Here is a 26099-nt window from a genome sequence, read left to right as displayed (position 1 = left end):
CCGCAGGTCGGCGGGGCTTTTTTCAAGCTTCGCGGAACGGGCACCGCGAGAGGATCTTGCCGATCGTGCCCAAAAGGGGACCCGGTGTAGCGGGCTGAGTGACGTGCGATACCTTTCGATCCTTCGTGTGCCACTGACGGGTGAATTACAGCAGTGCGATTCGCACGCTCAGTGGTGCCGCGATCACAGATTTCAAGGTGTCCCCCCGCCTGGCACAGGAGTTTTGAATGCGTAGTCGTACCCTTCGCGGCTCGGCCGCGATCATCGCCCTCACGACCGCCGCCCTCATCGGTACCGCCGGTTCCGCGCTGGCCTGCTACAGCGACGACCACCGCTCGAACCCGGTCCCGGACCGCAACCACAGCAAGTGCGCCGACAACCAGGTCAAGATCACCCCGAAGGACAACCTCGTCGACTTCACCGGCGGCGTGGGTGAAAAGACCCTGACGATCAACAAGGTCCACGACGGCGTGACGGTGAAGCGCATCATCGTCATCGGTGGCGACGACGGCTTCAACGAGTACGTCCCGGGCAAGAGCGGCCAGAACGGCCCGAAGCTGTCCGAGACCGCGCCGTGGAAGGACCTGCAGGCGACCCTGACGTTCGGGCACAAGCAGCCGAAGATCGACGACTGGTACATCTGCGGCACCAAGAGCACCAAGCCGACCGAGACCGCGCCGACGACCAAGCCGAGCGAGACCTCGAAGCCGACCGAGACCACCTCGGCCCCGTCTTCGGCGACCGTGAAGCCGACCGACACCACGTCCGCGGCCCCGGTGCCGGCGGGCAACGAGTCGGGCACCGGCGGTGGCCTGGCCAACACCGGTTTCGACAACATGTGGCTGGTGTGGATCGCCGCGCTGCTGCTGGTCGGCGGTGGCGGCCTGCTCGCGCTGCTGAAGTTCCGCCGCAAGGCTTCCGAGTGAAGCTGAGCTAGCTCGAAGTGCTCGTGAGGGGCACCTTCAAGGACGTCAAGTCCATGAAGGTGCCCCTCACGCTTTTCCCGGGAAGTCCCCGAAGAGCAGGCCCTGTTCACCGCCGGACGGCTTGCCCAGCCCGGCCGCCATCGCGACGGCGTGGTCCCACTCCGCGTCGACGACGTAGTCCTGGTGCCGGAGCACCCCCGGCGCCCAGCGGTGCCGGCCGGTCGGGCCGCGCAGCGGGTCCGGCAGCCAGTGGTCGCCGCCCAGGATCAGGACGCCGTTTTCGTCGGCCTTCGCCTTCAGCGGGCCGCAGCCGCCTTCGGGCAGGAACCCGACGCCGTAGAGCTGCCGGTCGGAGACCTCGTGCCGCCACGTCGTCACGCCGCCGCCGAAGATGTCCGTGCCCCGGCACAGGGCCCGCCACCGGCCGTCGAGGCTTTCGAAGAGCTGCTCCAGCGACTCCTGGGGCAGCAGCGCGGGGAACGCCCGCTGGTAGCCCCACTGCAGGGGTGACCCGGCGGTCAGCACGCCGACGCGCTCGAGGTCCGCCTTCGGCAGCTCGGCCGACAGCCGCGCGGCGGCCATGACCGTCAGCAGGCTGCCGAGGCTGTAGCCCGACAGCACCACCCGCGTCCCCGGCTCGGCGAGGTGCTCGCGCACCCGCGCGGCCAGCTCGGGGACGACCTTCAGCGCGTAGCACGGCGGCACGGTCGGGTGCGCCGCCCGCGGCCAGAAGCAGACGAGGTCGGCGAGCGCGCCGAGGTGCCGGCTGCGCTGGGGGGTGCGCGCGGCAGTGTAGACCACCCGCAGCAGCCCGGCGGCCAGCGCGCCGAGCGCGAAGACGCCGATCGCGGACAGCGGCCCGAACCAGCCCGGGGCCAGCCCGAACCCGAACCGCAGCACCAGCAGCGCCGCGCCGCCCGCCGACATCGCCGACGCGACCGTGAGGGCGAGGTGGTGCAGGTGCCGCCGTTCCCACGCCGAGCGAGCCCACGCCGCCGCGGCCTGGGCCTCCTGCTGCTCGTCGTGCTCCATCAGCCCGACGATCGCCGGGACGCCCCGGCGCAGCCGCCGGATCGGGACGGCGACCGCGAAGCCCAGCAGGGACAGCACCGCGGCCAGCGCCAGCCCGGCGCCCCACAACACCGTGACCAGCAGGTACGTGTCGGGTACCTGCAGGTGGTCGGCGCCGGAAAGACGTCGGACGGCTTCGGCCAGGCCGGCGCCGAACCCGCCGCCGAGCAGCCCGGCGAGCGCGAGCACCGGCGCGGCCGCCCAGCCGCCCGCCCACGGCCGCAGCCGCCGCGGCTTGTGCTTCCAGCCGGGCCGGGCCAGCAGCGCGGCCGGGGCCAGGAACACCGCGAACAGCACGGTGACCGCGACCAGAGACGCGCCGAGCCCTTCGACGACGCCGTTGGTGCCCGGCAGCCGGCCCGGGCCGGGGCGCAGCCGCACCGCGGCCACGACGACCAGCAGCGCGGCGAACCCGATCAGGCCGCGGCGGGCGATCCGGCCGGCGTCCGTGCCGATGGCCGCGGCGACGATCGCCGCGAGCACCAGCGCCAGCGTGGCGATCCAGACGACGAGGTCGAAGACGGTCCCCGGCACCCGGAACGGCCCGCCGAGCAGCAGCAACGCGACCGACGCGAGCGCGGCGACGGTGTGCAGGCCGCGCAGGGACGGCGTCCCGGAACCGGTGCGCATCCGCAGCGGGCCTTCGACCCGGTCGCTCTCGGCGTGCACCGCCCAGCTCGCCGAGGAGATCCGGTGCAGCACGAAGATCACCAGCAGCAACGGGAGCACGCCGACCGTGACGCGGGCGGGGACCGTGCGGAGGCCGTCGGGGATCGACGGGAGGCAGCCCGAGCCGGGCGCGAGGCACTGCGCGGCGAACAGGTCGAGCGCGATCGCCGCGAGCTGCCCCATCAGCAGCATGGTCAGCAGCAGGGCCGCGACGCGCAGCAGGCCGCGGCACACCGCGCCGAGGACCCGGGGGAGGCGGCGGCCCGGCGGTACCGGCGGCAGCATCCAGAACGCGACGTTGGCCAGCGAGAACGGGAACAGCAGCGCCCAGGTGGCCTTCGCGGCACCCCCGGACGTCATGCCGTGCCAGAGGTAGCCTTCGAGGGTCCGCGGGATCGACCGGCCCAGCGCCGGCAGCACCGGACCCGGCGCCGGCCGCCGCAGCCGGTCGGCCGGGCGGATCACGCGACCCAGCCCGTCGCCGGCGACGTCGACGGTCGCGACGGCGTCGAGCAGCGTCTCGCCGCTGGTGCCGACCAGCCCGGCGACGCGGATTTCGACGACGCGGGTGTCCGGGCCGGGCATGGGCACGGTGAGGGCCTCCTGCGCTTCTAGGGAAGGTCGAGCGGACAACGGTAGTGTTCGGAAGTCATCGAGCCTTGGAGGAATCGCCACTATGACCCCCGAAAGCGTTGCCAAGCGGCACGAGACCCGCAACGGCATCGAGTTCGCCGTCGCCGACCTCGAGGCCGCCGAGTTCGGCCGCAAGGAGATCCGCCTCGCCGAGCACGAGATGCCGGGACTGATGGCCCTGCGGCGCGAATACGCGGAGGTCTACCCCCTGCGCGGGGCCCGGGTCTCCGGTTCCCTGCACATGACCGTCCAGACGGCCGTGCTCATCGAGACGCTCGTCTCGCTGGGTGCGGAGGTGCGCTGGGCGTCCTGCAACATCTTCTCGACGCAGGACCACGCGGCGGCCGCGGTCGTCGTCGGCCCGCACGGGAGCACCGAGGAGCCCAAGGGCGTCCCGGTCTTCGCGTGGAAGGGCGAGTCGCTCGAGGAGTACTGGTGGTGCACCGAGCGGATGCTCACCTGGGACGGCGAGGGTCCCAACATGATCCTCGACGACGGCGGCGACGCCACCATGCTGGTCCACAAGGGCACCGAGTTCGAGAAGTCGGGCGTCGTGCCGACCCCGGACGAGAACACCTCGGACGAGTTCCGCGTCTTCCTCGAGCTGCTGCGCGCTTCGGTCGCTTCGGACACCGGCAAGTGGACGAAGATCGGCGAGGGCATCCGCGGCGTCACCGAGGAGACCACCACCGGCGTGCTGCGGCTGTACCAGCTGGCCGCGGCCGGTGAGCTGCTGTTCCCGGCGATCAACGTCAACGACGCGGTGACGAAGTCGAAGTTCGACAACCGCTACGGCATCCGCCACTCCCTGATCGACGGCATCAACCGCGGCACCGACGTCCTCATCGGCGGCAAGGTCGCGGTCGTCTGCGGCTACGGCGACGTCGGCAAGGGCGCGGCGGAGTCGCTGCGCGGCCAGGGCGCCCGCGTGATCGTCACCGAGATCGACCCGATCTGCGCGCTGCAGGCGGCGATGGACGGCTACCAGGTCCGCACGCTGAAGAACGCGCTGCCCGAGGCCGACATCGTGATCACGACGACCGGCAACAAGGACGTCGTGCTGGTCGAGGACATGGCGAAGATGAAGCACCAGGCGATCCTGGGCAACATCGGCCACTTCGACAACGAGCTCGACATGGCCGGCCTGCAGCGCTACCCGGGCATCAAGCGCATCAACATCAAGCCCCAGGTCGACGAGTGGATCTTCCCGAACGGCAACACGATCATCGTGCTGTCCGAGGGCCGCCTGCTGAACCTGGGCAACGCGACCGGCCACCCGTCGTTCGTGATGTCGAACAGCTTCTCCAACCAGGTGATCGCGCAGGTCGAGCTGTTCACCAAGCACGAGGAGTACGACAACGAGGTCTTCCGCCTCCCGAAGAAGCTCGACGAGAAGGTCGCCAAGATCCACCTCGACGCGCTGGGTGGCGAGCTGACCAAGCTCACCAAGGAGCAGGCCGAGTACATCGACGTCGACGTCGAAGGCCCGTTCAAGGCGGACCACTACCGCTACTGAGTTTCCGCTTTTTCGCAGGTCAGGCCGCCCCGGACGTGTTCGGGGCGGCCTTTCTGTTTCACGGCCCGAACAGTGATAGCACGAATGGGTGAAGTACTATCATGGTGGGGTGAAGCAACTGATCACCCGGATCGACGACGAGCTGCACGCCCGACTGAAGGCGAGAGCCGAGGCCGAGGGGCGCAGCATGAACGACCTGGTCACCGAGGCCCTGCGGGATGTGGTGGCGCAGGTCGAGAGCCATGCCGACTGGAAACAGCGCCTGATCGTCGACGGCAGGATCGCGCACGTCGAGCCGCCCGAAGGCGTCCCGACCCTCGACGAGATCGAGGAGCTGTCCCGGGGCTGGGGCACCGCGGTCAGCGAGGGGCTCGACTGGACGCGGGGTGAGCGGTGATCGCGTACTACGCCGACACCAGCGCCCTCGTCACGGCGTACCTGCACGACGAACCGGGGCACGGCAAGCTCCGGGAGCTGCTGCTCGAAGGGGATGAGATCGTGCTCAGCAGCGACCTCACCCGGATCGAGTTCGCCGGCGCGCTTACGGCCGCGAGGCGGACCGGGCGCATCCCCGACCCGGCTCCGGTGCTCGCGCACTTCGACCACCTCGCCTCGCCGCGGGGTGTTCTGGCGCTCATCCCGTTCGACGCGAAGAGCGTGATCCCGGCGGCCCGGCGGCTCGTCATCGGGAACTACCCGCTTCGCACCCTCGACGCGATCCACATCGCGGTCGCGATGCACGACACCGCGGACCTGACGGGCGGCGCCCCAGTCACTTTCGTGACCAGGGACGACCGCCAGGCGGAAGCGGCCAAGGCCAACGGGTTCGAGGTGCTGTGACGGGCGGCCCGGTCAGCAGGTCGCCGGCTTTCCCGCGTCGGCCGGGACGCTCGTCGTGCGGGGCGGGCGGGTTCCGGCCGCCGGGGGCAGCGGGCACACCCGGACCACCGGCGGGCCGGAGTCGGCGCGGTTGCCGCTGTTGTCGAACGTGATCATGCCGCCCGCACCGCGGACCGCCTGGCCCGCCGCGGAAAACCCGCTGATCGCCGTGTTCACCTGGCTGCGCTGCACCGGTTTCGCGGCCGAGAGGGTGCGCAGGGCTTCCGACACCGTGACCATCGAGTCGTAGGCGTTGACCGCCCAGCCGTCGTCGATGTGGGCCAGGTCGAACCCGGCGCCGGTGAACGAGTCCTCCAGGTCGGCGTAGCCCGGGTTGTCCGCGCGCTGCTTGTCGGCGCCCGCGACGAGCGTCGTGAGCAGGCGCACCCGGCCGCTGGTGAAGCTCGCCGACCGCAGGGCGCGCACGCGCAGGTCCTCCAGCATCGGGTTGTCCTCGACCGCGCGGAGGCGCTGGCCGTCCGACGTGCTCGCCACGGTCACCGACGTCGCCGCGCACTGGCCGCTGCCGAACGCCTCGTCCAGGCTGAACAGGAGCCGGGCCAGGTCGCTGCCGCGGGCGATGTAGGCGACGGTGACGTCCTTGGCCGTGCCACAGATCCGCTTCGCCGTCTGCAACACCGTGGTCGACTCGTCGGCGTCGAACTTCACCTCGGTGATGTCGCCCCCGAACCGGCGCTGCACCATCGGCAGCGCGGTGCAGGTGTACGGGTCGGAGCCGCCGGTGGGCACCATGACGAAGTCCGGCCGCGCGGTGACGGTGGCGAGCCGGTCGACCTGCACCCGGTTGCGGTAGGCGACGCGGTAGAAGTAGTCCCGCCCGATCCCGTTCTGGTAGGAGATGCCCGCGTCGCACGATTCGAACTGCGGCTGGTCCTCGCGCGAGCCGGTCTGGTCGAAACCCTCCGCGGTGATCACGTCGGACACCATCGGGATCTTCGCCTGGGCGAGCAGGTCCGCCGTCCGGGCCGCCTGCTCCTGGCTGAGGCCCATCCCGACGACCGCGACGACGTCGGGCCGGTCGGCGAGCGACTGGGCGACCTCCAGCCCTTCGCTTTCGGGGCCGTACGCGCCGATGTTCGCGACCACCAGCCGCATCGGGTGCACGCAGCCGGTGCCGTTGGCGTGGCGCTGCCCGGCCGCCATGCCTTCGAGCTCGTGCACCGCACGGCCGCCGGTGTAGCGGTCGGTCATGGTCGTCAGCACGCCGACGGTCACCGGCGTGCCGTCCGGGTCGCAGCTGTCGGCCGCCGCGTCGTTCTGGTGGCCGATGGTCTGCAGCACCGCGGTGAACCGGTCGAGGCCGAAGTCGTACGAACCGTCGGACAACCCGACGCACTCGCCGGCGGCCGACCAGGCCGCGGTGCCGGGCCAGCCGTCGTTGCAGGTGGCCAGCCGGCCGAGGTCCCGCCGGAAGACGACGACGCCGGTGGTTGCGACGACGAGCAGGACCACGAGACCGGCTCGCAGCCAGTCGGTCCACAGTTTGGGGAAGCGGTCGGCACGGGGCACGACTGCCCAGCGGTAGCGCGCAGGCAAGGGAGGTCCTTCCGGGAGGTGGGGAGTTCAGCGCCGGGGCCACATGAGGAACGGCGGCCGTTCGTCGCCGTACCCGGCCAGGTGGTCGAGGCTGTGCGCGACGAGCCGCTCCAGCGTTTCCCGCTGCCGGACCGAGGTCAGGCACGGGTCGTGGTGGAGCGCGGGCAGCGCGCCGAGCAGCACGACGATGTGGTCCACGGGAGTCGCGGGCTGTTTCGGGCCGCAGACTTCCGCGAAGTCCCGTTCGCGGGGGTCGGGGGTGGCGGTGACCTCGTCGAGCAGTGTCAGCCAGTCGGCCGCGCGCCACTCCCGCAGCAGGCCGGCCAGCTCCTTGGCGACGACCTCCTTGCCGCTCAGCAGCCGCTCGTGGTGCAGCCGGCCGGCCGGGTCGTCGGGCCCGGCCCGGTCCCGCAGCTTCCGGAACACCGCGGTCCAGCCGGTCGCCGGGTCGTCGCGGGCGGCGAGGATCCGCAGGCCGAGGTAGCGGGCCAGTGGATGCAGCCGGCCGCTGCCGGTTCCCGGCGGTGACCACAACGTCGGTGACGTGAACACGGGGGAGCCGAGGCCGACCGGGTGCGGCAACAGGGGGAGCAGCCGTTCCCCTTCCCGCCGGTCACGCGCGGCCGAGAGGGTCACGAGCGCTTCGAACTGCGTCTCGTCGACGTCCTTGCGTGCGCTCAGTCCCCGGGCGAACGGTTCCAGCAGCCGGAGGTCGATCGGGACGCCGCCCGGCCCGCGGCGGCGCAGCAGGCCGTCGAGGTCGTCGGCCAGCTCGGGCGTGGCGACGAGCTCGCGCAGGACGATCCCGGTTCCCTCCGGGTGGCCGCGGGTGAGGTGGTGGGTGGTCAGGCCGTGGCGGCGGCCGCCACCCCAGTCGAAGCTCTGGGCCATCAGGCAGACCTCCTCCACGTCGAGGTCGGCGGCCGGCACCCGCACCCACGGCCGGGCCGGGTCGGCCCCGCCCGTCCAGCCGGTGGCCGCGGTGAGCGCGTCGGCCAGGACGCCGGCGGTGGCGACGACCACGTTCACCGGGTCCGGCAGGCCGGCGCGCGTGGCGGCCAGCGCGGCCCGGACGCGGATCAGCGAGCCGATGAACGCGGACGGACCGGGCAGGTCGGCGTCGTCGATGAGCACCAGCACGTTCGGCGCGGTGCCGCGCGCCGACTCCCAGCTGTGCCGCAGGTCGGCGAGGAGGGCGGCGACCAGCAGGTCGGTCACGCCCTCACGCAGGGTCGCGCTGTCGCTGCGGGCCCGGTTGCTGAGGTCGATGAGAATCTGGCTTGCGTTGTACCGGAAGCCCTTGTCCTGGTGACCGAACCAGGCCACGAGGCCGTTCCAGTCGATCTGCCGCTGCCAGGCCCGCTTGCGCAGGGCCGCCAGGACTCCCGTGGTCACCTGCTTCGCGATCGCGGACGTGACCGCGGCGGCGGGTGGGGCGACCTGGTGCGCGGCCAGCTCCACACCGGCGGCGGCCAGGCCGACGACGAACTTCGTCACCTCGGCGGGTTCGCTGTACTCGTCCAGCAGGTTCTTGAGCCGGCCCAGCGCCGCGGCCGCGGTCAGCCCGGAGAAGTCCTCGCTCAGGACGATCTGCGCGATCACCGTGCGCGGGAACTTGACGTCGTAACCGCGGATGCCGGGGGTGAGGCCGAGCATCACCTCGGTGAGGACACCGCGCACGGCGGAATCCGCGGCCTCGCCGTTGTCGTGCGGCTGAACCAGTACTGTCGGCGTTTTCTCCTGCCATTTTTCCAGCGCTTTCCGCAACGCCGTGGAACGGCCGGAGCCGCCGGTCCCTTCGAGCGCCAGTACCGGCGCGACTCGACGGCCGGTGTCGGCGAACTGGGCTTCCGCCAGGGCGTCGAGAGTGGTGGAGAGGTTGTCTGGCACCGTTTCTCCCTGCTTTCCAGTCTCCCCCGACTGGAAAGCAGAACCTTAAACGGCACGCCCGGGACCCGTCCCGGAGTTGGTGTGCATGAACCCGTGATTCACCCATAAGAGTGATGCGCGCATTCGCGGTGTAATCAATTCTCCGGCAATTTACCCGGGCATTGCGCCGTTAGTTCCACTCCACCGCGACCCCGGCCAGGCCGGGTCCGGCGTCGTTGAAGAAGGCGCTGCTCACGCCGCCCATGTCGCACGCCAGCTCCTCCGCCACCACCGGCAGGGCGTCGTCGCGGGCGCGGACCTGGCGGGTGCAGCGGGCCGGGAGCGCGTTGCGGTCGAAGCGGAGCTGCACGAGGAAGCTCGCGCAGCGGTCGCGCAGCATCCGGTAGTACCCGGGGGACGCCGAGCCGGAGTCGTCGCGGACCTCGTAGCAGAACACGTGGATGTCGCCCTCGGCGAGCTTGCGGTCGAACAGCAGCTCCGTCGCCATCGTGTCCGCGTCGGGGTTGCGGCGCATCCGGCCGATCCGGCAGCCCTCGTCGGTGATCAGCTCGACGTCGTCGATGCGGCAGCCCGGGTCGCCGTTGTAGACCGTCAGGTAGCGGTCCGGGCCGTGCCGCCGGGCTCGCGTCACCAGCCGGGTGCGCAGGCTGACCTGCCGGTGTTCGGCGTCGAACGTGATCGTGTCGTGCACCGACAGCAGTTCGAGGTCGGCGTTGTAGTGGTTCGACGACGGGTACGCGCCGAGCTCGGCGAGCAGGTCCTCGACGATCGACCCCATGTCACCGGAACGCAGGTCGTGGAACGACGCCGCCGGCTGGTGCCCGCGGCGGACCAGTCGCGGTCCGATGAGCACCACGAGGGCGTCCGCGGGCAGCTGGAGGACCGATTCCAGGGCCCGGACCGCCGGGAGCGCCTTGGGGACCTCGGGCTGCCGGAGCCCGCGCTGCCAGTAACTCAGCGTCGACTGTCCGATTTGGACGCCGCGCAGGGCCAAGTGGGCGCGAAGCCGCGCGAGGGAGAGGCCGCGGTAGGCGATCGCCAGTCTCAAGGCGTGGTGGAACTCGCCGGTGCGCAGCGCCTCTGTCAGCTCTTTCGGCAGTTCGGCGACCGATGCCCGCGTCGCGCGGGCGCCATCGATGATCAGTGGGAGGTTCCCGTCTTGTACCACCGCTCGTCCCTTCACCCGACCAGTGTGTGCGCTGGGCGTGAACACCGCGGAACGTTCACGTTAGCAGCGTAGATGGGACGTGCCGACCCCCGTTCAGGGTGGTTGGCCACGTGATGCTGACTGTTCCGCGTTCCGGCTGTCCCCCGGAACGGTCCGTTCCTCCAGATGGCGTTCTTGCTCCGGGTGACCGGGTTGTTCACCGTTGTGACCACCGCTGGTTCGCCCACGTTCGAGCAGGAGGCCGTCCGTGCTGGTGAAGTCGAGCAGGGTCCACGCCGTACTGGCCGTGAGCCTGATGTTGTGCCTGGTCGCGCCGGCCGCTGCCGGAGCCGCGTCCGGTGCGCCGTCGAGCTTCCGGAACCCGATCTCGATGCAGGCCCAGCAGCGTGACCAGTGGTGCTGGGCGGCCTCGGGCAACACCATCGCGGCCTACCACGGCGTCACCGTCAGCCAGACGCGCTTCTGTCAGCTTGCTCACAACGCGGCCGGTGCCGACTGCGCCGACCTGCCGGGCACGCTCGCCGACCCGCAGCGCGCCTTCGCCCGTCTCGGCTTCACCTCGCCCGGCCGCTATTTCGACAGCCGGATCACCTACGCCGCCATCCGGACGCAGACCGCGGCGAACCGGCCGGTCGAGACGCGGGTCGGTTACCGCTCGGGCGGCGGCCACACGCACGTCCTGTACGGCTACGACACCCGCGGCGACTGGGTCTACTGGGGTGACCCGGGTCCGGCCAAGCGCTACAACTGGTCGACCTACGGCTACTACACGCACAACTCGTCCTTCTCCTGGACGCACACGCTCTCGGGGGTCTCCCGATGAGCAGGCGAGTGCTGGCGCTCGCCGTGCTGACCGGCGCGGCGCTGCTGATGACGGCACCGGTGTCAGGCGCGGCCCAGGCCGCCGGCATCAGCAGCGCCGACGCCGTGGCGGCCCGGAGCGCGGCCGCCGCGCCCGGGCTCCAGGACACGCTGGTCAAGTTCTTCGCCCAAGCGCCCGGCGCTTCGGCAGCGCCGGTGTCCGTCCGGATCGCGCCGGAGGCCTACCCGGTCTACGACCTGTCCGCGGACTTCGTCGTCGGCAAGCCGGGCGCCGCACCGGGCGAGTTCTCCTACTTCGCCGTGCCCGTCCAGGCCTCCGACGGCCGGACCGCGACGCTCTGGTCGGTCCGCGGTGACGACGGCGCCTGGCAGGTCGGCAACATCGCCTCGGGTGACGTCGAGACCGCGTACGCCCGCAACCTGCCCGCCGGCGCCCAGTTGCTCCACGAGCCGCAGATCGACGCCTGGTACGCGGTCGGCGACGGCCGCGTCACGCCGCTGGCCGGCGGTGCCGCGGTAACCGTCGCCGACTACCAGCGGACGGTCCAGGGGAAGTACGCCGACAAGCTCCCCGGCTCGGCCTACGACCGCGACGGCGAGGCCGGCGGTTACGGCGCGACGGGGGCGGTCATGCCCCGCGGCGACGGCAGCCCGGCGCCCTCCAGCAACGACACCGGCTGGATCCCGCTGCTGATCCTGGCCGGCGTCCTGCTGGTCAGCGGCGCGGGGTACTACGTGCTGCACCTGCGGCGGACGACCGCCTAGACGTACCGGCGGGCTCGGCGTCGATCCCTTCCACCGAGCCCGCCGGTCCACCACCGTTAGTGTGTGGCGCATGGGGCGACTCGTGGTCATCGAAGGGCTCGACGGCGCGGGCAAGCGCACGCTGACCGAGGGGCTGACGAACGCGTTGCGCGCGAAGGGCGCGAGCGTGGCGAAGCTGGCTTTCCCGCGCTACGGCGAGAGCGTGCACGCGGACCTCGTCAAGGAGGCGCTGCACCGCGGCCACGGCGACCTCGCCGACTCGGTCTACGGCATGGCCGTGCTCTACGCGCTGGACCGCAGCGGTGCCGCCGACGAGATCCGCGCCCTGCGCGACGCGCACGACGTCGTCCTGCTCGACCGTTACGTCGCGTCCAACGCCGCGTACGCGGCCGCGCGCCTGCGCCAGGACGCGGCCGGCGAGGTCGTGAAGTGGGTGTGGGAGCTGGAGGTCGGCCGCTTCGGCCTGCCCCGCCCGGACGCGCACCTGCTGCTGCGGGTCGCCGCGTCGGTCGCGGCGGAGCGCGCCGAACGCCGGGCGGCGGCCGAGACCGACCGCGAGCGCGACGCGTTCGAGACCGACGACGGCCTGCAGCGGCGCTGCGCGGCGGTGTACGACGAACTGGCCGCCGCGGGCTGGCTCGCGCCATGGCACGTCCTGGACGGCGTCGCGGGCGTCGACCTCGAATCCCTCGCCGCGACGCTGCTCGGCTAAAGCAGCCGCGCCGGGTCGAACTGCGCGATCGGGTGCGCGGTGGCGTCGTCGACCACCAGGTCCGCGACGATCTCCCCGACGACGGGCGCGAACTTGAAGCCGTGCCCGGAGAAGCCGCACGCCAGCACGACCCGGTCCTCGGCCGGGTGCGGGGCCAGTACGAAGCTCTCGTCCGCCGTGTCGGTGTACATGCAGGTCACCGCGCGCAGGAAGCCGCCGGGCAGGGTCGGCAGGTGGCGCTTGACGACCGTGGCGATCTCGTGGACCTCGTCGTCGGACACCGTCCGGTCGACGCCGTCGGGCGTGCACGTCCGGCCGCCGCTGTGGAACGCGACCTTCACGCCGTCACCGGGTGCGTTGTGCGCCGGGAAGCCGTAGAACGTGTAGCCGTCGCCTTCCCAGATGTAGACCGGGTGCCGCCGGAACGGCTCCACCCCGCCCGACGGCGCGAACCAGAACTGCACCTGCCGCCGCACGGTGAACTCGACGCCGAGATCGCCCAGCAGCTCCGCGGCCCAGGCGCCGGGGCACAGCACGAGCCGGTCGGCCGTGTAGTAGCTGTGCGACGTCCCGACGCGCACGCCGCCGGCCATGGTGCTCCAGGTGAACACCTTCTCCTCGTGGTGCAGTTCGGCGCCGCATCGCGCGGCGAGCTGCAGGTGCGCGGCGACGCTGCCCTCGGGGGACACCAGCCCGGCGCCCGGCTCGTACAGCGCGACCTCGTCGGACGCGGGGGAGGTCGTCGGGAACCGGCGGCGCAGCTCACGGGCGTCGAGCAGTTCGTGCGGGATGCCGAAGGCGCGAGCCGACGCGACGCTGCCGGTGATCGTCCGCGAGCCCGCCGTGCCGACCATGAGCCCGCCGCAGCGGGTGAACAGCCGGCGCCCGCTGTCGCGCTCGAGGCCGTCCCACAGCTCGTGCGCGCGCAGCAGCAGCGGGACGTACTCGGGGCCTTCGAGGTAGGCCTGGCGCGTGATCCGCGAACCGCCGTGGCTCGACCCGCGGTTGTGCACGGGCGCGAACTGGTCGAGGCCGAGCACCCGCTGCCCGCGCTGCGCGAGCCGGTACGCGGCGGCGCTGCCCATCCCGCCGAGGCCGAGCACGATCACGTCGTAGTGCGTCATACGACCCTCCCCGGGACCCGTGTGCCGAAGTACTCGATCTCCACCGCGATGCCCGGCACGCTGTACTCGACCGGCAGCCAGGCGTAGGCCAGCCCGTCGGTGGCGCTGGTGACGTGCCCGGCCGCGTGCCCCCGGACGTACACGGGTTCCTTGCCCAGCACGACGCCGTCGACGCTCAGCTGGGTCAGCCGCCGGCTCACAGTGGCCTCCGACCGGCCGGCGAGAGCGTCACGGCCGAGGAAGTACCCCTTGTCCAGCCGGACGAGGGACCCGAGCCCGGCTTCGTACGGATCGTGCTCGGAGGTGACGTCGACGCCCGGCACGCGGACCCCGGCCTCCAATCGCAGGGTGGTGTACGCCTGGTGCCCGGCGACGGTGATCCCTCGCGCCCGCAGGGTGTCCCACAGACGGCGGCCCAGGTCCGCGGTGGTGTGGAGTTCCCAGGCCACAGTGGACAGTCGCAGCGCGACGACCGGGACGTCGCCGACGTACGTCTCCTCGGCCGGGCAGTCCGTTGTGGACAGTTCCGGCAGGACGTCACCGGCCAGCGGTCCCCGGACGCCGAGGCAGCACGTGCCGGGGGTGGTCTCGTGGACCTGCACCGCGCCGTCGCCCGGCAGGTGCCGCCGCAGCCAGTCGAAGTCCAGCCGGCTGCCGGCGCCGACGTGGAACCCCTCATCGGCCAGCCGGGCCACGGTGAGGGCGCCGCGCACCCCGCCGTCCTCGCCGAGCAGCAGTGTGCGGGTGACCGAGCCCGGCGGCCTCGCCAGGTCGTTCGTCGTCATGGCCTGCAGGAACGGCAGCGCGCCCGGACCGGTGACGGCCAGGCGCGGCACCGCGGTCAGGTCGAACATCGCGACGCGCTCGCGGGCCGCGAGCGCCTCCGCGGTCCCGATCGGCGACCAGTGCCGCGCGGCCCAGCCGTCGCGTTCCGGGGTCGCGGCGAGGCTCTCGTTCGCCTGGTACCACTGGGGTCGCGCCCAGCCGTCCGACGGCAGGAAGTACGCGCCGAGCGCCGTCTGCTGCTCGAAAAAGGGACTGCTCCGCGACGGTTCTTCCCGGGGCTGCAACGGGTGCACGATCTCGTGGACCTCGGCGAAACCGCGTCCCCGCACCGAAACGCGGTCGAACCGGGCCAGGTCACAGCCGTGCACGGCGAGCGACGGCTGCCCGTCGACGAGCCAGCGCGCCAGCTCGCGCGCGACCCCGGCGGAGTGCTCGTGCCGGACGGCCTCGGCCACCCAGAAACCCTCGAGGTCCGGGTGCTCACCCAGCAGCGGCCGGCCGTCCGGCGTGCCCGGGAGCAGCACGGTCGTCACGGTCTCGGCCTTGGCGTCGCGCAGCGCGGGCAGCAGCGCGGCCGCCGCCTCCCACGCCGCGTCGAAGTCCTCCGAGCTGACGTCGAGGGCTCCGACACCGAGCCGGTCGACGTGCTCGCGGACGTACAGCGCGCGGTCGTGGTGGCGCAGCACGGGCTTACCGGCCTGCGCGTGGTCGTCGTTGTCCCCGGCCAGCTCGGCCAGCGGCGACGTCTGCGCGTACCGGTGGGGCACGGGCGTGTGCGGCACCGCCAGGCCGACGAGCCCGCCGGCCCCGGCGCACGACACGACGACGTCGGCGCGCAGCCGCCCGGAAGCCGTGACGACGCCGGTGACCCGGCCGCCGGCCCGGTCGATCGCCACGACGTCCTCGTCGAGGAACTTCGCGCCCCGCCCGGCGGCCCGCCGGGCCTGCGCTCCGGCCGCGGTGCGCGGTTCGACGAGCCCGTCACCCGGGACGTGGAACCCGCCCAGGACCCGGGTTTCGTCGAGGAGGGGCTGCAGGTCCGCGCATTCGTGGGGCGTGCGGGGAAAGCCCCGCACGCCCCACGACGTCGCCCAGCCGTGCCGTCGCTTGAGGTCCTCGAGCCGCTCGGGTGTCGTCGCGACCTCCAGGCTGCCCACCGGGTTGAAGCACCACCGCCCGTCGAGCGTCAGGCCGCTGTACTTCGTGACGGTGTACTTCGCGAACTCCGTCAGCGTGCGGTCCTCGTCCGTCCGGAACACGAGCCCGGGTGAGCCGGGCGCTTCGCCGCCGCCCAGCACGGTGACGTCGGTCCAGCCACGCTCGGTCAGCTCGTCGGCGAGCGCGCAGCCGACGAGGCCGGCGCCGAGGACGACCACCCGGGGCGGTGCGGCCATCGCGGGATCCCTCCGGGCGAAGTTGCGTCTTCGGCAACAACGTGCGTCATGCGCGACTTGCTGTCAAGCGCCCGAAAAGGTGCCGGTTCAGGCCCGGGTGAACTCCATGACCCAGTTGGATTCCCAGGTCTTCCCGCCGTCGGCGGAGAACTCCTGCTCCCACCGCGGCGACGGGCCCGTGGTGCCCGACCAGATGTAGTGCGCCCGGATGGGCCGTCCTTCGTGGGTGTCGTCGCCGTAGAAGTCGCCGCGGCCGTCGGCGAACGTGCCGGCGACCGGCGGCTGGAGCAGTCCGGTGCGGTCGTTGGCCCAGTAGATCGACCACTCCTTCTTCTCGACGTCGAACAGGCGGAGCGTGAAGCCGCGGAAGCCCCGGTCGGGGAAGCGGATCTCTTCGGTGTTGCCGCCGCCCTCGAAGATCGGCGCGCAGGTGGTGGTGCCGGGGTAGACGTCCCAGTCGTCGCTGCCGGCGAAGAGGGTGCGAAGCCGCCGGCTGACGACGGTCCAGGAGCCGTGCAAGAAGTCGAAGTCGTTCATGACGGTGATCCTGGGCCGCGATCACTGACATCTTCTGTCAGTGGTGGCTGGCAGACTTCCGCGAGTGCGTGCGAGCCGGCTGGTGTCCCTGCTTCTGCTGCTGCAGAACCACGGCCGGATGAGCGCGTCCCGGCTGGCCGCCGAGCTGGGCGTGACCGCCCGGACCGTCTACCGCGACGTCGAGGCCCTCGCCGCCGCGGGCGTCCCGATCTACGCCGAACCAGGCCCGAGCGGCGGCTACCAGCTGGTGGACGGCTACCGCACCCGGCTGACCGGCCTGACCGCCGACGAGGCCGAGTCGCTGTTCCTCACCGGCCTGCCGCAGCCCGCCGCCGAGCTGGGGCTCGGCGCCCAGGTGGCCGCGGCCGAGCTGAAGCTGATGGCGGCGCTGCCGACGCCGTACCGGGACGCGTCGACGCGCATCCGGCAGCGCTTCCACCTCGACGCGCCCGGCTGGTACCGCGAAGCCGACCCGGTGCCGCAGCTGGTCGCCGCCGCGGAAGCCCTGTGGCAGGACCGGGTCGTCGAGGTCCGCTACCGCCGCTGGTCACCGCGCCCCGGCGTCGTGACGCGGCGGCTGCACCCGCTCGGCCTGGTCCTCAAGGCCGGCGTCTGGTACCTCGTGGCGTCCGGGCGGACCTACCGCGTTGCCAACATCGAGGCCCTGACGCCGCTCGACGAGACGTTCACCCGGCCCGCCGGGTTCGACCTCGCGGAGTTCTGGCGTGAGCACGTCGAGCGGTACGAGGAGGCGGAGATCTCCGACACGGCCGTCGTGCGGCTTTCACCGGCGGGAATCGCGGCCCTGCCGGACATCCTCGGCCCGAAGGCCGCCCGGCTCGTCGCGCGCACTCTCGAACCGGCGGACGCCGACGGCTGGCGGCGCGCGACCGTCCCGCTCGAGAACGTGCCGCACGCCGCCGCCGGGCTGCTGCGGCTCGGCGCGGACGCGCAGGTGCTGGCGCCCCCGGAACTGGTGTCGCACATGGGAAACACGATCCGGGCGATGGCCCGGCTGTACGACTAGTCCCGGCTGTGTCAGTCTCGAAAGTAGCCGAGCTGCGCGGAAAGCTCGTCCGCCGCTTCGGTCATCGGCCGGACGATCTGCTTCACCCGCTGCTTCGAAAGCCGGTACGACGGCCCGGACGCGCTCATCGCGGCGACCACGTCGCCGCCCGGGCCGTGGATCGGCACCGCCACCGCGTGCATGCCGAGCTCGAACTCCTCGTAGCAGGCCGCGAAGCCGTCTTCGAGGATCCGTTCCAGCTCGGTCATCAGCTCGTCCGGCTCGACCGTCGTGCGCGGCGTGTACTGCTCCAGCTTCCGCTTGAGCACGCGCTTGCGTTCGGCTTCGGCCATGTAGGCCAAGAGGATCTTGCCGCTGGAGGTCGCGTGCAGCGGCGTCCGCTGGCCCGTCCAGTTCTGCGTGGTGATCGCCGCGGCCCCGCGGGCCTGGCTGATGTTGATCGCGACGCCGTCGTCGGCGATGGCGATGTTCACGGTCTCGCCGAGCTCTTCGGCGAGGCTCAGGCAGCTGGCGCGGCCGAGCTTGGCCAGGTCCATCCGCCCGGTCGCGGCGCCGGCCAGCCGCACGATGCCGAAGCCGATCGCGTACTTCCCGCGTTCCCCGAGCTGTTCGACCAGGCCTCTCGACTCCAGGACGCTGAGCAGGCGTGACGCCGTGGACTTGTGCACGCCCAGCTCGCCCGCGATCTCCGTGATGCCGGTTTCGCCGTTGCGGGCGAGCAGCTCCAGCACGCTGATCGCCCGGTCGACCGACTGCACCTGGCTCTGAGTTGCGTTGCCCGAGTCCTGGTTCCGCATAGCGCAACACTATCCGTTTTGCGCCGTCCCTATCGGCTGGTCGGGCGAATCTCTTGACGCGGCCGCCCGTCGGACCGGATTGTTGCGCAGGAAGCGCAGCGTCGCGCCATGCGCAACTTTCACCAAGCGTCCCGGTTTCCCGTCACCCGTTCCCGGAGGCCCCGATGATCCGAGCCTGCGCCGTCGCCGACCTGCCCGAGGGCGAGTCCCTCCGCCTCGACGGGCCCGTCCCCATCGCCGTGTTCCACACCGAAGCCGGCTTCTTCGCCGTCGACGACACCTGCACCCACCAGGACGCTTCCCTGGCCGACGGCTGGCTGGAGGGCTGCTTCGTCGAGTGCCCGCTGCACGCCGCGCAGTTCGACCTGCGCACCGGCGCGCCGACCTGCCTGCCCGCCAAGAAGGCCGTGCGCACGCACCGCGTGGCCGTCACCGACGGCGTCGTCTACGTCGACGCCCCGGTCCCCGCCGTGGCTCCCTGAGCCTTTCTCCCAGGTCCGTGAAGGCCACCTTGAGGGACTCAGAGTCCCTGAAGGTGGCCTTCACGGACCGCCCAAGGGCACCCGGATGGAGCAGGGACCACTGCGGATCTTGATCTTTCTGGTGGTCAAACACGCGGGTCGCGCGTCCGGCCGCCGGAACTAGTGCGAATATGTGGTCATGAAGGCACGTGTTCTCGTGGTCGACGACGACCCTGCACTCGCGGAGATGCTCACCATCGTGCTCCGTGGGGAGGGGTTCGACACGGCGGTGGTCGCCGACGGCTCACGCGCGCTTCCCGCGCTGCGTGAACTGAAGCCCGACCTCGTCCTGCTCGACCTGATGCTGCCCGGGATGAACGGGATCGACGTCTGCAAGGCGATCCGCGCCGAGTCCGGGGTGCCGATCGTCATGCTCACCGCCAAGAGCGACACCGTCGACATCGTCCTCGGCCTGGAGTCCGGCGCCGACGACTACGTCGTCAAGCCGTTCAAGCCGAAGGAGCTGGTCGCCCGGGTCCGCGCCCGGATGCGCCGCACCGAGGCCGAACCGGCGGAGTCGCTCACGATCGGCGACCTGGCGATCGACGTGCCCGGCCACGAGGTCACCCGCGAGGGCAAGGCCATCCCGCTGACCCCGCTGGAGTTCGACCTGCTGGTGGCGCTGGCCCGCAAGCCGCGCCAGGTGTTCACCCGCGAGGTGCTGCTCGAGCAGGTCTGGGGCTACCGGCACGCGGCCGACACCCGCCTGGTGAACGTGCACGTCCAGCGGTTGCGTTCGAAGGTCGAGAAGGACCCGGAACACCCCGAGGTGGTGTTGACCGTTCGTGGCGTCGGGTACAAGGCCGGACCGCCGTGATGGCTCCATGACCCCCGCGAGCGGCAGACGGCTGCCCGCGTTCGCGCGTTCGACGGCACGCCTGGTCCGGCGTGTCGTCGTTTTCGCGCGCCGTCGCGCGGTCGCGTTCAACGAGCTGTGGAAGCACTCGCTCCAGTTCCGCGTGACCGTGTCGACGCTCGCGCTGTCCTCGGCCGTGGTGTTCGTGCTGGGCATGGTCCTGCAGAACCAGATCACCGAACGGCTGCTGGACACCAAGCGCGACGCCGCCACCGCGCAGACCCGCGCGGCCGCGGAGACCGCCGCCGGTGAGCTGGTCGGCCTCGGCGGCGAGACGGCGGAGGCGATGCGCAACCGCCTCGAAAACGCGTTGAAGAAGATCGCGATCACGCCGACCAGCCAGGACGCGGCGGGTTCGGCGGCCGGCACGTTCATCCCGGTGCTCGCCAGCGGCGGCCACGACCAGTCCCGCGACGAGCCCGCGTTCGCCGGGCCGTTCGAGAACGTGCCGCCTCGGCTGCGGCAGTTCGTCGAGGCCGAGCAGACGAGCTACCTCGAGCACACCGTCCCGGACGCGAACGGCGGGCGCACGACGTACCTGATCGTCGGCACGCCGCTCAAGACCGTCGCCGTCCCGCTGCAGCTGTACCTGCTGTTCCCGCTGACGACCGAGCAGAACACCGTCTCGACCGTGCAGAACACGCTGCTGGTCGGCGGCCTCGTCCTGCTGCTCCTGCTGGCCGGCATCACGAACCTGGTGGTGCGGCAGGTGGTGCGGCCGGTCCGGTCGGCCGCCGCGGCGGCGGAGCAGTTCGCCGGCGGCGACCTCGACCAGCGCCTGGCCGTGGTCGGCGAGGACGACCTGGCCAAGCTCGCCGGGTCGTACAACGGCATGGCCGCCAGCATCCAGCGCCAGATCCGCCAGCTCGAGGAGTTCGGCGGCCTGCAGCGCCGGTTCACCTCCGACGTCTCGCACGAGCTGCGGACCCCGCTGACCACCGTCCGGATGGCCGCCGACGTGCTGCACGCGTCCCGTGAGCAGTTCCCGGCCGGCCTCGCGCGGTCCACCGAGCTGCTGGTCGACGAGCTCGACCGGTTCGAGGCCCTGCTCGGCGACCTGCTCGAGATCAGCAGGCTCGACGCCGGCGTCGAGGAGCTGTCGGCCGAGTTCATCGACGTCCGCCCGATCGCCACCCGCGCGGTCGAGCAGGTGCGGGTCATCGCCGGCAACGCGGGCAGCTCGGTCGAGCTCGTGCTGCCCGACGAGGAGGTGCCCGCCGAGGTCGACTCGCGGCGCGTCGAGCGGATCCTGCGCAACCTGCTCGGCAACGCCGTCGACCACAGCGAGGGCAAGCCGGTGGTGCTCACCGTCGCGGCCGACGAAACCACCGTCGCCATCACGGTCCGGGACCACGGCGTCGGCCTGCGGACCGGCGAGGAGGGCCTGGTGTTCAACAGGTTCTGGCGCGCCGACCCGTCACGCAACCGGCGCACCGGCGGCACCGGGCTCGGCCTGGCCATCAGCCTGGAGGACGCGCGCCTGCACGGCGGCGAGCTCGACGCGTGGGGTGCGCCCGGCCAGGGTGCCTGCTTCCGGTTCACGTTCCCGCGCCACCAGGACATCCCCGCCGGAGAGCCGCCGCTGGCCCTGCCGCCGCGGGACCACATCCCGGGCGAGGTGCCGCTCGGGATCATCGAGGTGACGCCGGCGCCGGAGGCGATCTTCGCCGAACGTGAGGAAGTCGGTCAGTGAAACGGGTTCTGCTCGCGGTGTTGTGCCTGCTGCTGGTGGCGGGCTGCGCCAACGTGCCGCTCGAGTCCCAGCCCGTCGTCGTCTCGGGGGAGCGGCAGGGCCAGGGCCAGAACGCCGAGGCGCCCGAACCGGAGCAGGGCATCGACTCGCTGACGCTGGTGCGCGAGTTCATCCGCGCGACGCTCAAGCCGGGCCAGAACAACGCGGCCGCCCGCGCCTACCTGGACGACCAGGGCCGGGCGAACTGGCGGCCCAGCCGCAGCCTGACCATCATCCAGGACACCTTCGGCACGGTCTACGACACCGAGCCGCAGCCGGACCCGAACACGCAGGTCGTCAACGTGCGCGGGATCGACATCGGCACGCTGGACCAGAACAGCTCGTTCGTGCCGGACTACAGCTCGGCGCTGCTCCACGTGAAGGTGCGCAAGCAGCAGAACGGCCAGTGGCGGATCGTCGACCCGCCCACCGACCTGTACGCGACCGAGGCCGACTTCAGCGAGAACTACACCGCGGTGCCGGTCAGCTTCTACTCGGAGTCGTCCAACGCCTTCGTCCCGGACCGGCGCTACGTCGTGGCGAAGCCGCAGTCCGGATTGCCCGGCCGGGTGATGGACCTGCTGGTCGACGGCCCGTCAACGAGCCTGGCCGGCACGGTGAAGAACCTGCTCGGCGAGCCGGTGGAGATCGACACCAACGTCAAGAGCCTCGACGACGGGACGCTGGTGGTGCCCCTGACCGGGCTCACCGGCGTCGGCGAGAACATCCGGAACCTGATCGCCGCGCAGATCGTGCTTTCGCTGCAGTACGTCACGTCCGCGCGGATCCGGATCCTCGCCGACGGCGCTCCGCTGGTGCCGAACCACCCGGACTGGCGCCTGAACGAACTGCCCGCGTACGGCGCGTCGCTCTCGCTGAGCCTGGACCTGCCGGGCCTGATGACGGTCGGCGGCCGTGTCCGTTCCCTGGGTGACGGCGCCCCGGTGCCCGGCCCGGTCGGCAACGGCGGTTACGACGTCGTCAGCGCGGCCCAGTCGACCGACGGCAAGCGCCTCGCGGTGGTCGACCGCACCGGCGGCCAGGTCCACCTGCGCATCGGCGACCTGGGCCGCGATCTGCCCCTGGTCAGCCTGGCCGGCAGCACCCTGAGCCGCCCGACGTGGCGCCCCGGCGCGTCCGAGGTGTGGACGGTGGCCGACCAGCTGACGGTGGCCAGGATGGTGCTGACCCCCAACGGCCAGTGGACCCCCCTGACGGTCAACGCCACCGACCTGACCCAGCAGGGTGGTATTTCCGAGCTGCGCTTCTCCCGCGACGGCGCCCGCGTCGCCGCGGTGATCGCCGGCCAGCTGTGGGTGGCGTCGGTGGTCGGCGGCACGGGCGACTCGATCGCCCTGCGCGAGCCGAGGCACCTGCAGCCCCACGACCTCCAGAACGTCGTAGACGTCGACTGGCTGTCCCAGGACACCCTGGTCGCGGTGACGACGTCGACGTCCCAGCCGGTGGTCAAGGTGACGGTGGACGGCCAGCGGATGGACGCGTTCAACAGCTCGAACCTGACACCCCCGGTCCACGGCGTCACGGCGGCCCCCAGCCGCCAGATCGTGGTGGCCGACGCAAGCGGCCTGTGGATCGCCTCGGTGCTGGGCGAGGTCTGGCGCCCGCAGACCCATTCGGCCAAGGACGCGGACCCCTTCTACCCGGGCTGACCACACTTTCGGGTGACCGCTCTCGGTCGGGGCCCGGAAACTGTCGGTGGTGGTGGGGACACTTTCCGTTGTGTTCATTCGCGCGCTGCTCGAACTGTTGATCCCCAGCCGCTGCGCCGCGTGCGGAGCCCGCGGGGCGCCGTGCTGCGCCGGTTGTGCCGCCGTCTGGGGCACGGCGAGGGAAGTGGTCCGCATGCCCACGTCGGGCTTGGTGCGGGTGTTCGCGCTGGCCAGGTATCGCGGAGTGGGGCGAAGGTTGCTGATCGCGTACAAGGAACGGGGGCGGCGAGATCTGGCGCCGCCGCTCGGGTGGGCGCTGGCGGAGGCGTTGGCGGTGTTGCCGCTGCGGGGCACCGGTACCGCTTCCGCTGGGGACGGTGTCGCTGCTGGAACCGCTTCCGCCGACCGGCGGCAGAATCATTCGAGCACCGGATCCGGAGAGATCCACCGGGCACTGGCCCCGGCGCCCGACATCGAGACAGTTTCCGCCGACCGGCCACCGGGGCAGTTCCGGAGCTGTGAATCCGGTGGGTTCCGCCGGTCGCAGGACTCGGCACGCAGCGCCGGGACCGCTTCCATCGACCGGCTACCGGACCAGTCCGGCAGCAGCGGACTCGGTGAGATCTCCTGGCCGCCGGATCCGGCGCGCAGCACCGGAACCGTTTCCGCCGACCGGCTATCCGAGCAAGCTCACAGCACCAGGTCCGGTGAGATCAGCCGCCAGCCGGGCCCAGCGATTGCCGCCGGAATCCCTTCCTCCGGCCAGCCCCAAGGCCATTTCCCGAGCACCGGACCCGCCCCTGCAGCGCGCAAGCTCTGCCTGGTCCCGGCCCCCAGCCGCCCCTCCGCGTCCCGGGTGCGCGGCGGCCCCCACGTCGAGCGCCTCGCGGAGGCCGCGGCAAGCGTCCTGGCCGGTCGAGGCTTCGAAGTCGCCGTCGCACCCGCCCTCGAACTGGCCGGCAGCGCCCGCGACGCCGTCGGGCTCGGCCACGCCCAGCGCGCCGCCAACCTGGCCGGCCGCTTGCGGTTCCGCCACGCCGGACGCCCGCCACCCGGCTTCCCGGTGGTGGTCTTGGACGACGTGGTGACCACAGGCGCCACTGCCGCCGCGTGCGTGCACGCCCTTGCGGCGGAAGGCATCGCGGTCTCGGCCGTCCTCGCCCTGCTCGCGGCCGGGTGAACCGTCAGACTCGTCGAACCGTGCGCCGGGCTAACTGCTGCGGCGCGGTCAGAAGTCGCTGGCTGCAATTCGGTGGTGAGCGCGAGGAACCAGCGCAGTCGCGGAGTGCGATTCAAGAAAGCCGCACGGTCACCGGCGCGATCCAGGGAGCCACCCCAGCCGACCTTCGCGACCTGACCGCTCAAGAGGAGCCCTCCGAAGAGCCTGAGGAGCAGGCCACGGAGAACAACCCTGCCGAGGAGGCGCCTGCCGGGAGTAAGCCGCGCAAAGCGGCGACTCACCAGGACCAAACCCGCCGAGGAGCAAGCCTGCCAAGCGGCGGCTCGCCAGGGCTAAACCCACCGAGGAAGCGCCTGCCGAGGAGCAAGCCCACCAACCCTCAGCCAGCCAGGACCAAGCCCACCGAGGAGCAAACCCGCCAAGCGACAGCCCACCGAGAACCAAACCACCGAGAAGGAGCCACACCACCGCGGTTTCCCCAGCTCACCCCATGCCCCCAAACCCCAGAAACCCCGTGCACCCCACCAACCCCCGGCCACCGAACGCAGCCACCAACGCCAACCCCCGCGCCCGGGTGACCCGGGTGTCACCTACACGAGTGACATCCGGCGGGAACGCGAGCGGGCTCGCGGCCGTTGTCCGGGCATGAGGGTGTCGATCAAGACCACTCGGCTGCCACACCACTCCACCGGGGTGGCGGCTGCGGCCGAACGGGCCGTCACCCTCGGCGCCCGTCCAGCTGAGGTGATGCGCCGTCCGTGTGATGCCACGGCAACCGGCGCGCGTCCGACCAGCGGGTGTTTTCTGGTGTTCACCCCCCGCTCACTGCGCGGGGTGACGGAGTCTCATTCCCCGACATCCCCCGGCTCGGGGGCTGTTGTAACGGGCGTGAGGAAGCTAACGTGCTCCGCTATCAGCAATCCCCGCAGGCAGGGAGGTGACGAGCCCATGTCCCTGGCGCCGGAGGTGCGCTGAGTCCGCGCTCGGGTATCCGGCACGAGACGTCGTGAACCGATCCGAGTTCCTTCTCAGCCCGCGATCCGGGCTTACGTCCCCGCAATACCGGCGCCGTGTGTGAACTCAACAGCTCGCAGTCATCTCAGCGAGGGAGGTCGTGTATGGACATCGTCGTTAAGGGCCGCAACGTGGAGGTGCCCGACCACTATCGGGCACTCGTCAGCGAAAAGCTGGCCCGCCTCGAGCGCTACGACAGGAAAGTCATCCGGTACGACGTGGAGCTGTTCCACGAACCCAATCGTCGCCAGGCCAAGAGCTGCCAGCGCGTCGAAATCACCGGAAAGGGGCGTGGCCCGGCCGTACGCGCTGAAGCGTGTGCCGCCGACTTCTACGCAGCGCTCGATTCCGCAGTCACGAAGCTGGAGAACCGGCTGCGGAGAACACACGACCGGAGGCGCGTGCACTACGGGCGCAGCCGTCCGGAGTCGGTCGCCGAAGCGACCTCGGCTCTGCCGGGTGGTACCTCCCCGGCTGCCGCCAGTCCCGCCGCGCGTACCGCGGTGTTGGACGCACCCGAAGCCGAACCGCAGGCGAACGGCTTCGCGAGTGCCGACGAGATCACCCTGCCCCAGCAGCTGAGCTGGGCCGACGACGACCTGGGCCACCAGCCCGGCCGCGTCGTCCGCGAGAAGCAGCACACCGCTGATCCGATGACGGTGGACCAGGCACTCTACGAGATGGAGCTGGTCGGCCACGACTTCTACCTCTTCAACGACTCCGACGCGGGGCGGCCCAGCGTGGTCTACCGGCGGAAAGGCTTCGACTACGGCGTGATCCGGCTCGGCTGAGCCGGCTCTAAGGAGGCCTCCGCCGATGGCCCGCACGCGCCCGCGTGCGGGCCATCCGCATG

General features: G+C 71.6%; 22 protein-coding genes. 14 read left to right on the top strand and 8 right to left on the bottom strand.

Annotated features, from left to right (window positions below; all coding sequences use genetic code 11):
- Positions 1 to 227: 227 nt before the first annotated feature.
- Entirely contained in the window at positions 228 to 926 is a 699-nt protein-coding gene (locus VA596_RS02875; protein ID WP_323323295.1) for an LPXTG cell wall anchor domain-containing protein, read from the top strand.
- Positions 927 to 992: 66 nt separating this feature from the next.
- Here the strand turns inward: VA596_RS02875 and VA596_RS02870 are convergent, their stop codons facing one another.
- Entirely contained in the window at positions 993 to 3251 is a 2259-nt protein-coding gene (locus tag VA596_RS02870; protein ID WP_323325617.1) for a hypothetical protein, read from the bottom strand.
- Between the two features lie 91 nt (positions 3252 to 3342).
- On the opposite strand from VA596_RS02870, the gene ahcY reads away from it, so the two are divergent.
- The 3 genes from ahcY to VA596_RS02855 all read left to right on the top strand — a co-directional run bounded on the left by ahcY (position 3343) and on the right by VA596_RS02855 (position 5655).
- On the top strand, positions 3343 to 4815 hold the full coding sequence (gene ahcY / locus VA596_RS02865) for an adenosylhomocysteinase (RefSeq protein ID WP_323323293.1): 1473 nt from the start codon (positions 3343 to 3345) through the stop codon (positions 4813 to 4815).
- Between the two features lie 109 nt (positions 4816 to 4924).
- Complete coding sequence (locus tag VA596_RS02860; protein ID WP_323323291.1) at positions 4925 to 5212, top strand: FitA-like ribbon-helix-helix domain-containing protein; 288 nt, start codon at positions 4925 to 4927, stop codon at positions 5210 to 5212.
- The gene (locus tag VA596_RS02855) at positions 5209 to 5655 is read left to right on the top strand and encodes a type II toxin-antitoxin system VapC family toxin (RefSeq protein ID WP_323323289.1); all 447 of its coding nucleotides are present in this window, start codon (positions 5209 to 5211) and stop codon (positions 5653 to 5655) included. Before VA596_RS02860 ends, VA596_RS02855 begins: the two co-directional genes overlap by 4 nt.
- A 12-nt stretch (positions 5656 to 5667) precedes the next feature.
- On the opposite strand, the gene VA596_RS02850 is transcribed toward VA596_RS02855, so the two are convergent.
- From VA596_RS02850 to VA596_RS02840, 3 genes are all read right to left on the bottom strand, one after another.
- Complete coding sequence (locus VA596_RS02850) at positions 5668 to 7251, bottom strand: ABC transporter substrate-binding protein (protein ID WP_323323287.1); 1584 nt, start codon at positions 7249 to 7251, stop codon at positions 5668 to 5670.
- Positions 7252 to 7278: 27 nt separating this feature from the next.
- Complete coding sequence (locus VA596_RS02845) at positions 7279 to 9141, bottom strand: hypothetical protein (RefSeq protein ID WP_323323285.1); 1863 nt, start codon at positions 9139 to 9141, stop codon at positions 7279 to 7281.
- A 169-nt stretch (positions 9142 to 9310) separates the two neighbouring features.
- Complete coding sequence (locus VA596_RS02840) at positions 9311 to 10309, bottom strand: hypothetical protein (RefSeq protein WP_323323283.1); 999 nt, start codon at positions 10307 to 10309, stop codon at positions 9311 to 9313.
- A gap of 247 nt (positions 10310 to 10556) precedes the next feature.
- On the opposite strand from VA596_RS02840, the gene VA596_RS02835 reads away from it, so the two are divergent.
- The 3 genes from VA596_RS02835 (at position 10557) to VA596_RS02825 (ending at position 12608) form a co-directional block, all read left to right on the top strand.
- Entirely contained in the window at positions 10557 to 11132 is a 576-nt protein-coding gene (locus tag VA596_RS02835) for a papain-like cysteine protease family protein (protein ID WP_323323281.1), read from the top strand.
- Positions 11129 to 11896, top strand: a complete 768-nt coding sequence (locus VA596_RS02830; RefSeq protein WP_323323279.1) for a hypothetical protein — start codon at positions 11129 to 11131, stop codon at positions 11894 to 11896. Before VA596_RS02835 ends, VA596_RS02830 begins: the two co-directional genes overlap by 4 nt.
- Positions 11897 to 11966: 70 nt before the next feature.
- On the top strand, positions 11967 to 12608 hold the full coding sequence (locus VA596_RS02825) for a dTMP kinase (RefSeq protein WP_323323277.1): 642 nt from the start codon (positions 11967 to 11969) through the stop codon (positions 12606 to 12608).
- Here VA596_RS02825 and solA read toward each other — a convergent pair.
- From solA to VA596_RS02810, 3 genes are all read right to left on the bottom strand, one after another.
- Positions 12605 to 13732 (bottom strand): N-methyl-L-tryptophan oxidase, encoded by a 1128-nt coding sequence (gene solA / locus VA596_RS02820; protein WP_323323275.1) that lies wholly within the window; start codon positions 13730 to 13732, stop codon positions 12605 to 12607. The two genes, VA596_RS02825 and solA, sit on opposite strands and share 4 nt — an antisense overlap.
- Positions 13729 to 15912, bottom strand: coding sequence for an FAD-dependent oxidoreductase (locus VA596_RS02815; RefSeq protein ID WP_323323273.1), 2184 nt, complete (start codon positions 15910 to 15912; stop codon positions 13729 to 13731). The genes solA and VA596_RS02815 overlap by 4 nt, the downstream gene beginning before the upstream one ends.
- Positions 15913 to 15999: 87 nt before the next feature.
- Complete coding sequence (locus VA596_RS02810; RefSeq protein ID WP_323323271.1) at positions 16000 to 16449, bottom strand: hypothetical protein; 450 nt, start codon at positions 16447 to 16449, stop codon at positions 16000 to 16002.
- 64 nt (positions 16450 to 16513) lie between these two features.
- Between VA596_RS02810 and VA596_RS02805 the strand changes: the two genes are divergently transcribed.
- Positions 16514 to 17476 (top strand): helix-turn-helix transcriptional regulator, encoded by a 963-nt coding sequence (locus VA596_RS02805; RefSeq protein ID WP_323323269.1) that lies wholly within the window; start codon positions 16514 to 16516, stop codon positions 17474 to 17476.
- 11 nt (positions 17477 to 17487) lie between these two features.
- Here the strand turns inward: VA596_RS02805 and VA596_RS02800 are convergent, their stop codons facing one another.
- Positions 17488 to 18273 carry an IclR family transcriptional regulator gene (locus tag VA596_RS02800; protein ID WP_323323267.1) on the bottom strand — a complete coding sequence of 262 codons (786 nt, stop codon included), beginning with the start codon at positions 18271 to 18273 and terminating at the stop codon, positions 17488 to 17490.
- A gap of 164 nt (positions 18274 to 18437) precedes the next feature.
- On the opposite strand from VA596_RS02800, the gene VA596_RS02795 reads away from it, so the two are divergent.
- The 6 genes from VA596_RS02795 (at position 18438) to hpf (ending at position 26037) form a co-directional block, all read left to right on the top strand.
- Positions 18438 to 18755, top strand: a complete 318-nt coding sequence (locus tag VA596_RS02795) for a bifunctional 3-phenylpropionate/cinnamic acid dioxygenase ferredoxin subunit (protein WP_323323265.1) — start codon at positions 18438 to 18440, stop codon at positions 18753 to 18755.
- Between the two features lie 178 nt (positions 18756 to 18933).
- A complete protein-coding gene (mtrA, locus tag VA596_RS02790) occupies positions 18934 to 19611 on the top strand; it encodes an MtrAB system response regulator MtrA (RefSeq protein ID WP_005150760.1) in 678 nt (225 codons plus the stop codon).
- A gap of 7 nt (positions 19612 to 19618) precedes the next feature.
- Entirely contained in the window at positions 19619 to 21343 is a 1725-nt protein-coding gene (gene mtrB, locus VA596_RS02785; RefSeq protein WP_323323258.1) for an MtrAB system histidine kinase MtrB, read from the top strand.
- Positions 21340 to 23052 (top strand): LpqB family beta-propeller domain-containing protein, encoded by a 1713-nt coding sequence (locus tag VA596_RS02780; RefSeq protein ID WP_323323256.1) that lies wholly within the window; start codon positions 21340 to 21342, stop codon positions 23050 to 23052. Before mtrB ends, VA596_RS02780 begins: the two co-directional genes overlap by 4 nt.
- An 856-nt stretch (positions 23053 to 23908) precedes the next feature.
- Positions 23909 to 24232, top strand: a complete 324-nt coding sequence (locus VA596_RS02775) for a hypothetical protein (RefSeq protein ID WP_323323254.1) — start codon at positions 23909 to 23911, stop codon at positions 24230 to 24232.
- Positions 24233 to 25350: 1118 nt separating this feature from the next.
- Positions 25351 to 26037: a ribosome hibernation-promoting factor, HPF/YfiA family gene (gene hpf / locus VA596_RS02770; protein WP_323323252.1), complete on the top strand. Its 687-nt coding sequence runs from the start codon at positions 25351 to 25353 to the stop codon at positions 26035 to 26037.
- Positions 26038 to 26099 lie beyond the last annotated feature (62 nt).

The organism is Amycolatopsis heterodermiae (genome assembly GCF_034929455.1).
Classification (GTDB): Bacteria; Actinomycetota; Actinomycetes; order Mycobacteriales; family Pseudonocardiaceae; genus Amycolatopsis; species Amycolatopsis heterodermiae.
This window is presented reverse-complemented; position numbering and strand designations above follow the sequence as displayed.

Coding starts and splice junctions, on each gene's coding strand:
- VA596_RS02800 (WP_323323267.1), bottom strand. CDS start 18,273: ATGCGGAACCAGGACTCGGGCAACGCAACTCAGAGCCAGGTGCAGTCG.
- ahcY (WP_323323293.1), top strand. CDS start 3,343: ATGACCCCCGAAAGCGTTGCCAAGCGGCACGAGACCCGCAACGGCATC.
- VA596_RS02830 (WP_323323279.1), top strand. CDS start 11,129: ATGAGCAGGCGAGTGCTGGCGCTCGCCGTGCTGACCGGCGCGGCGCTG.
- solA (WP_323323275.1), bottom strand. CDS start 13,732: ATGACGCACTACGACGTGATCGTGCTCGGCCTCGGCGGGATGGGCAGC.
- VA596_RS02795 (WP_323323265.1), top strand. CDS start 18,438: ATGATCCGAGCCTGCGCCGTCGCCGACCTGCCCGAGGGCGAGTCCCTC.
- VA596_RS02870 (WP_323325617.1), bottom strand. CDS start 3,251: ATGCCCGGCCCGGACACCCGCGTCGTCGAAATCCGCGTCGCCGGGCTG.
- VA596_RS02825 (WP_323323277.1), top strand. CDS start 11,967: ATGGGGCGACTCGTGGTCATCGAAGGGCTCGACGGCGCGGGCAAGCGC.
- hpf (WP_323323252.1), top strand. CDS start 25,351: ATGGACATCGTCGTTAAGGGCCGCAACGTGGAGGTGCCCGACCACTAT.
- mtrA (WP_005150760.1), top strand. CDS start 18,934: ATGAAGGCACGTGTTCTCGTGGTCGACGACGACCCTGCACTCGCGGAG.
- VA596_RS02810 (WP_323323271.1), bottom strand. CDS start 16,449: ATGAACGACTTCGACTTCTTGCACGGCTCCTGGACCGTCGTCAGCCGG.
- VA596_RS02875 (WP_323323295.1), top strand. CDS start 228: ATGCGTAGTCGTACCCTTCGCGGCTCGGCCGCGATCATCGCCCTCACG.
- VA596_RS02815 (WP_323323273.1), bottom strand. CDS start 15,912: ATGGCCGCACCGCCCCGGGTGGTCGTCCTCGGCGCCGGCCTCGTCGGC.
- mtrB (WP_323323258.1), top strand. CDS start 19,619: ATGACCCCCGCGAGCGGCAGACGGCTGCCCGCGTTCGCGCGTTCGACG.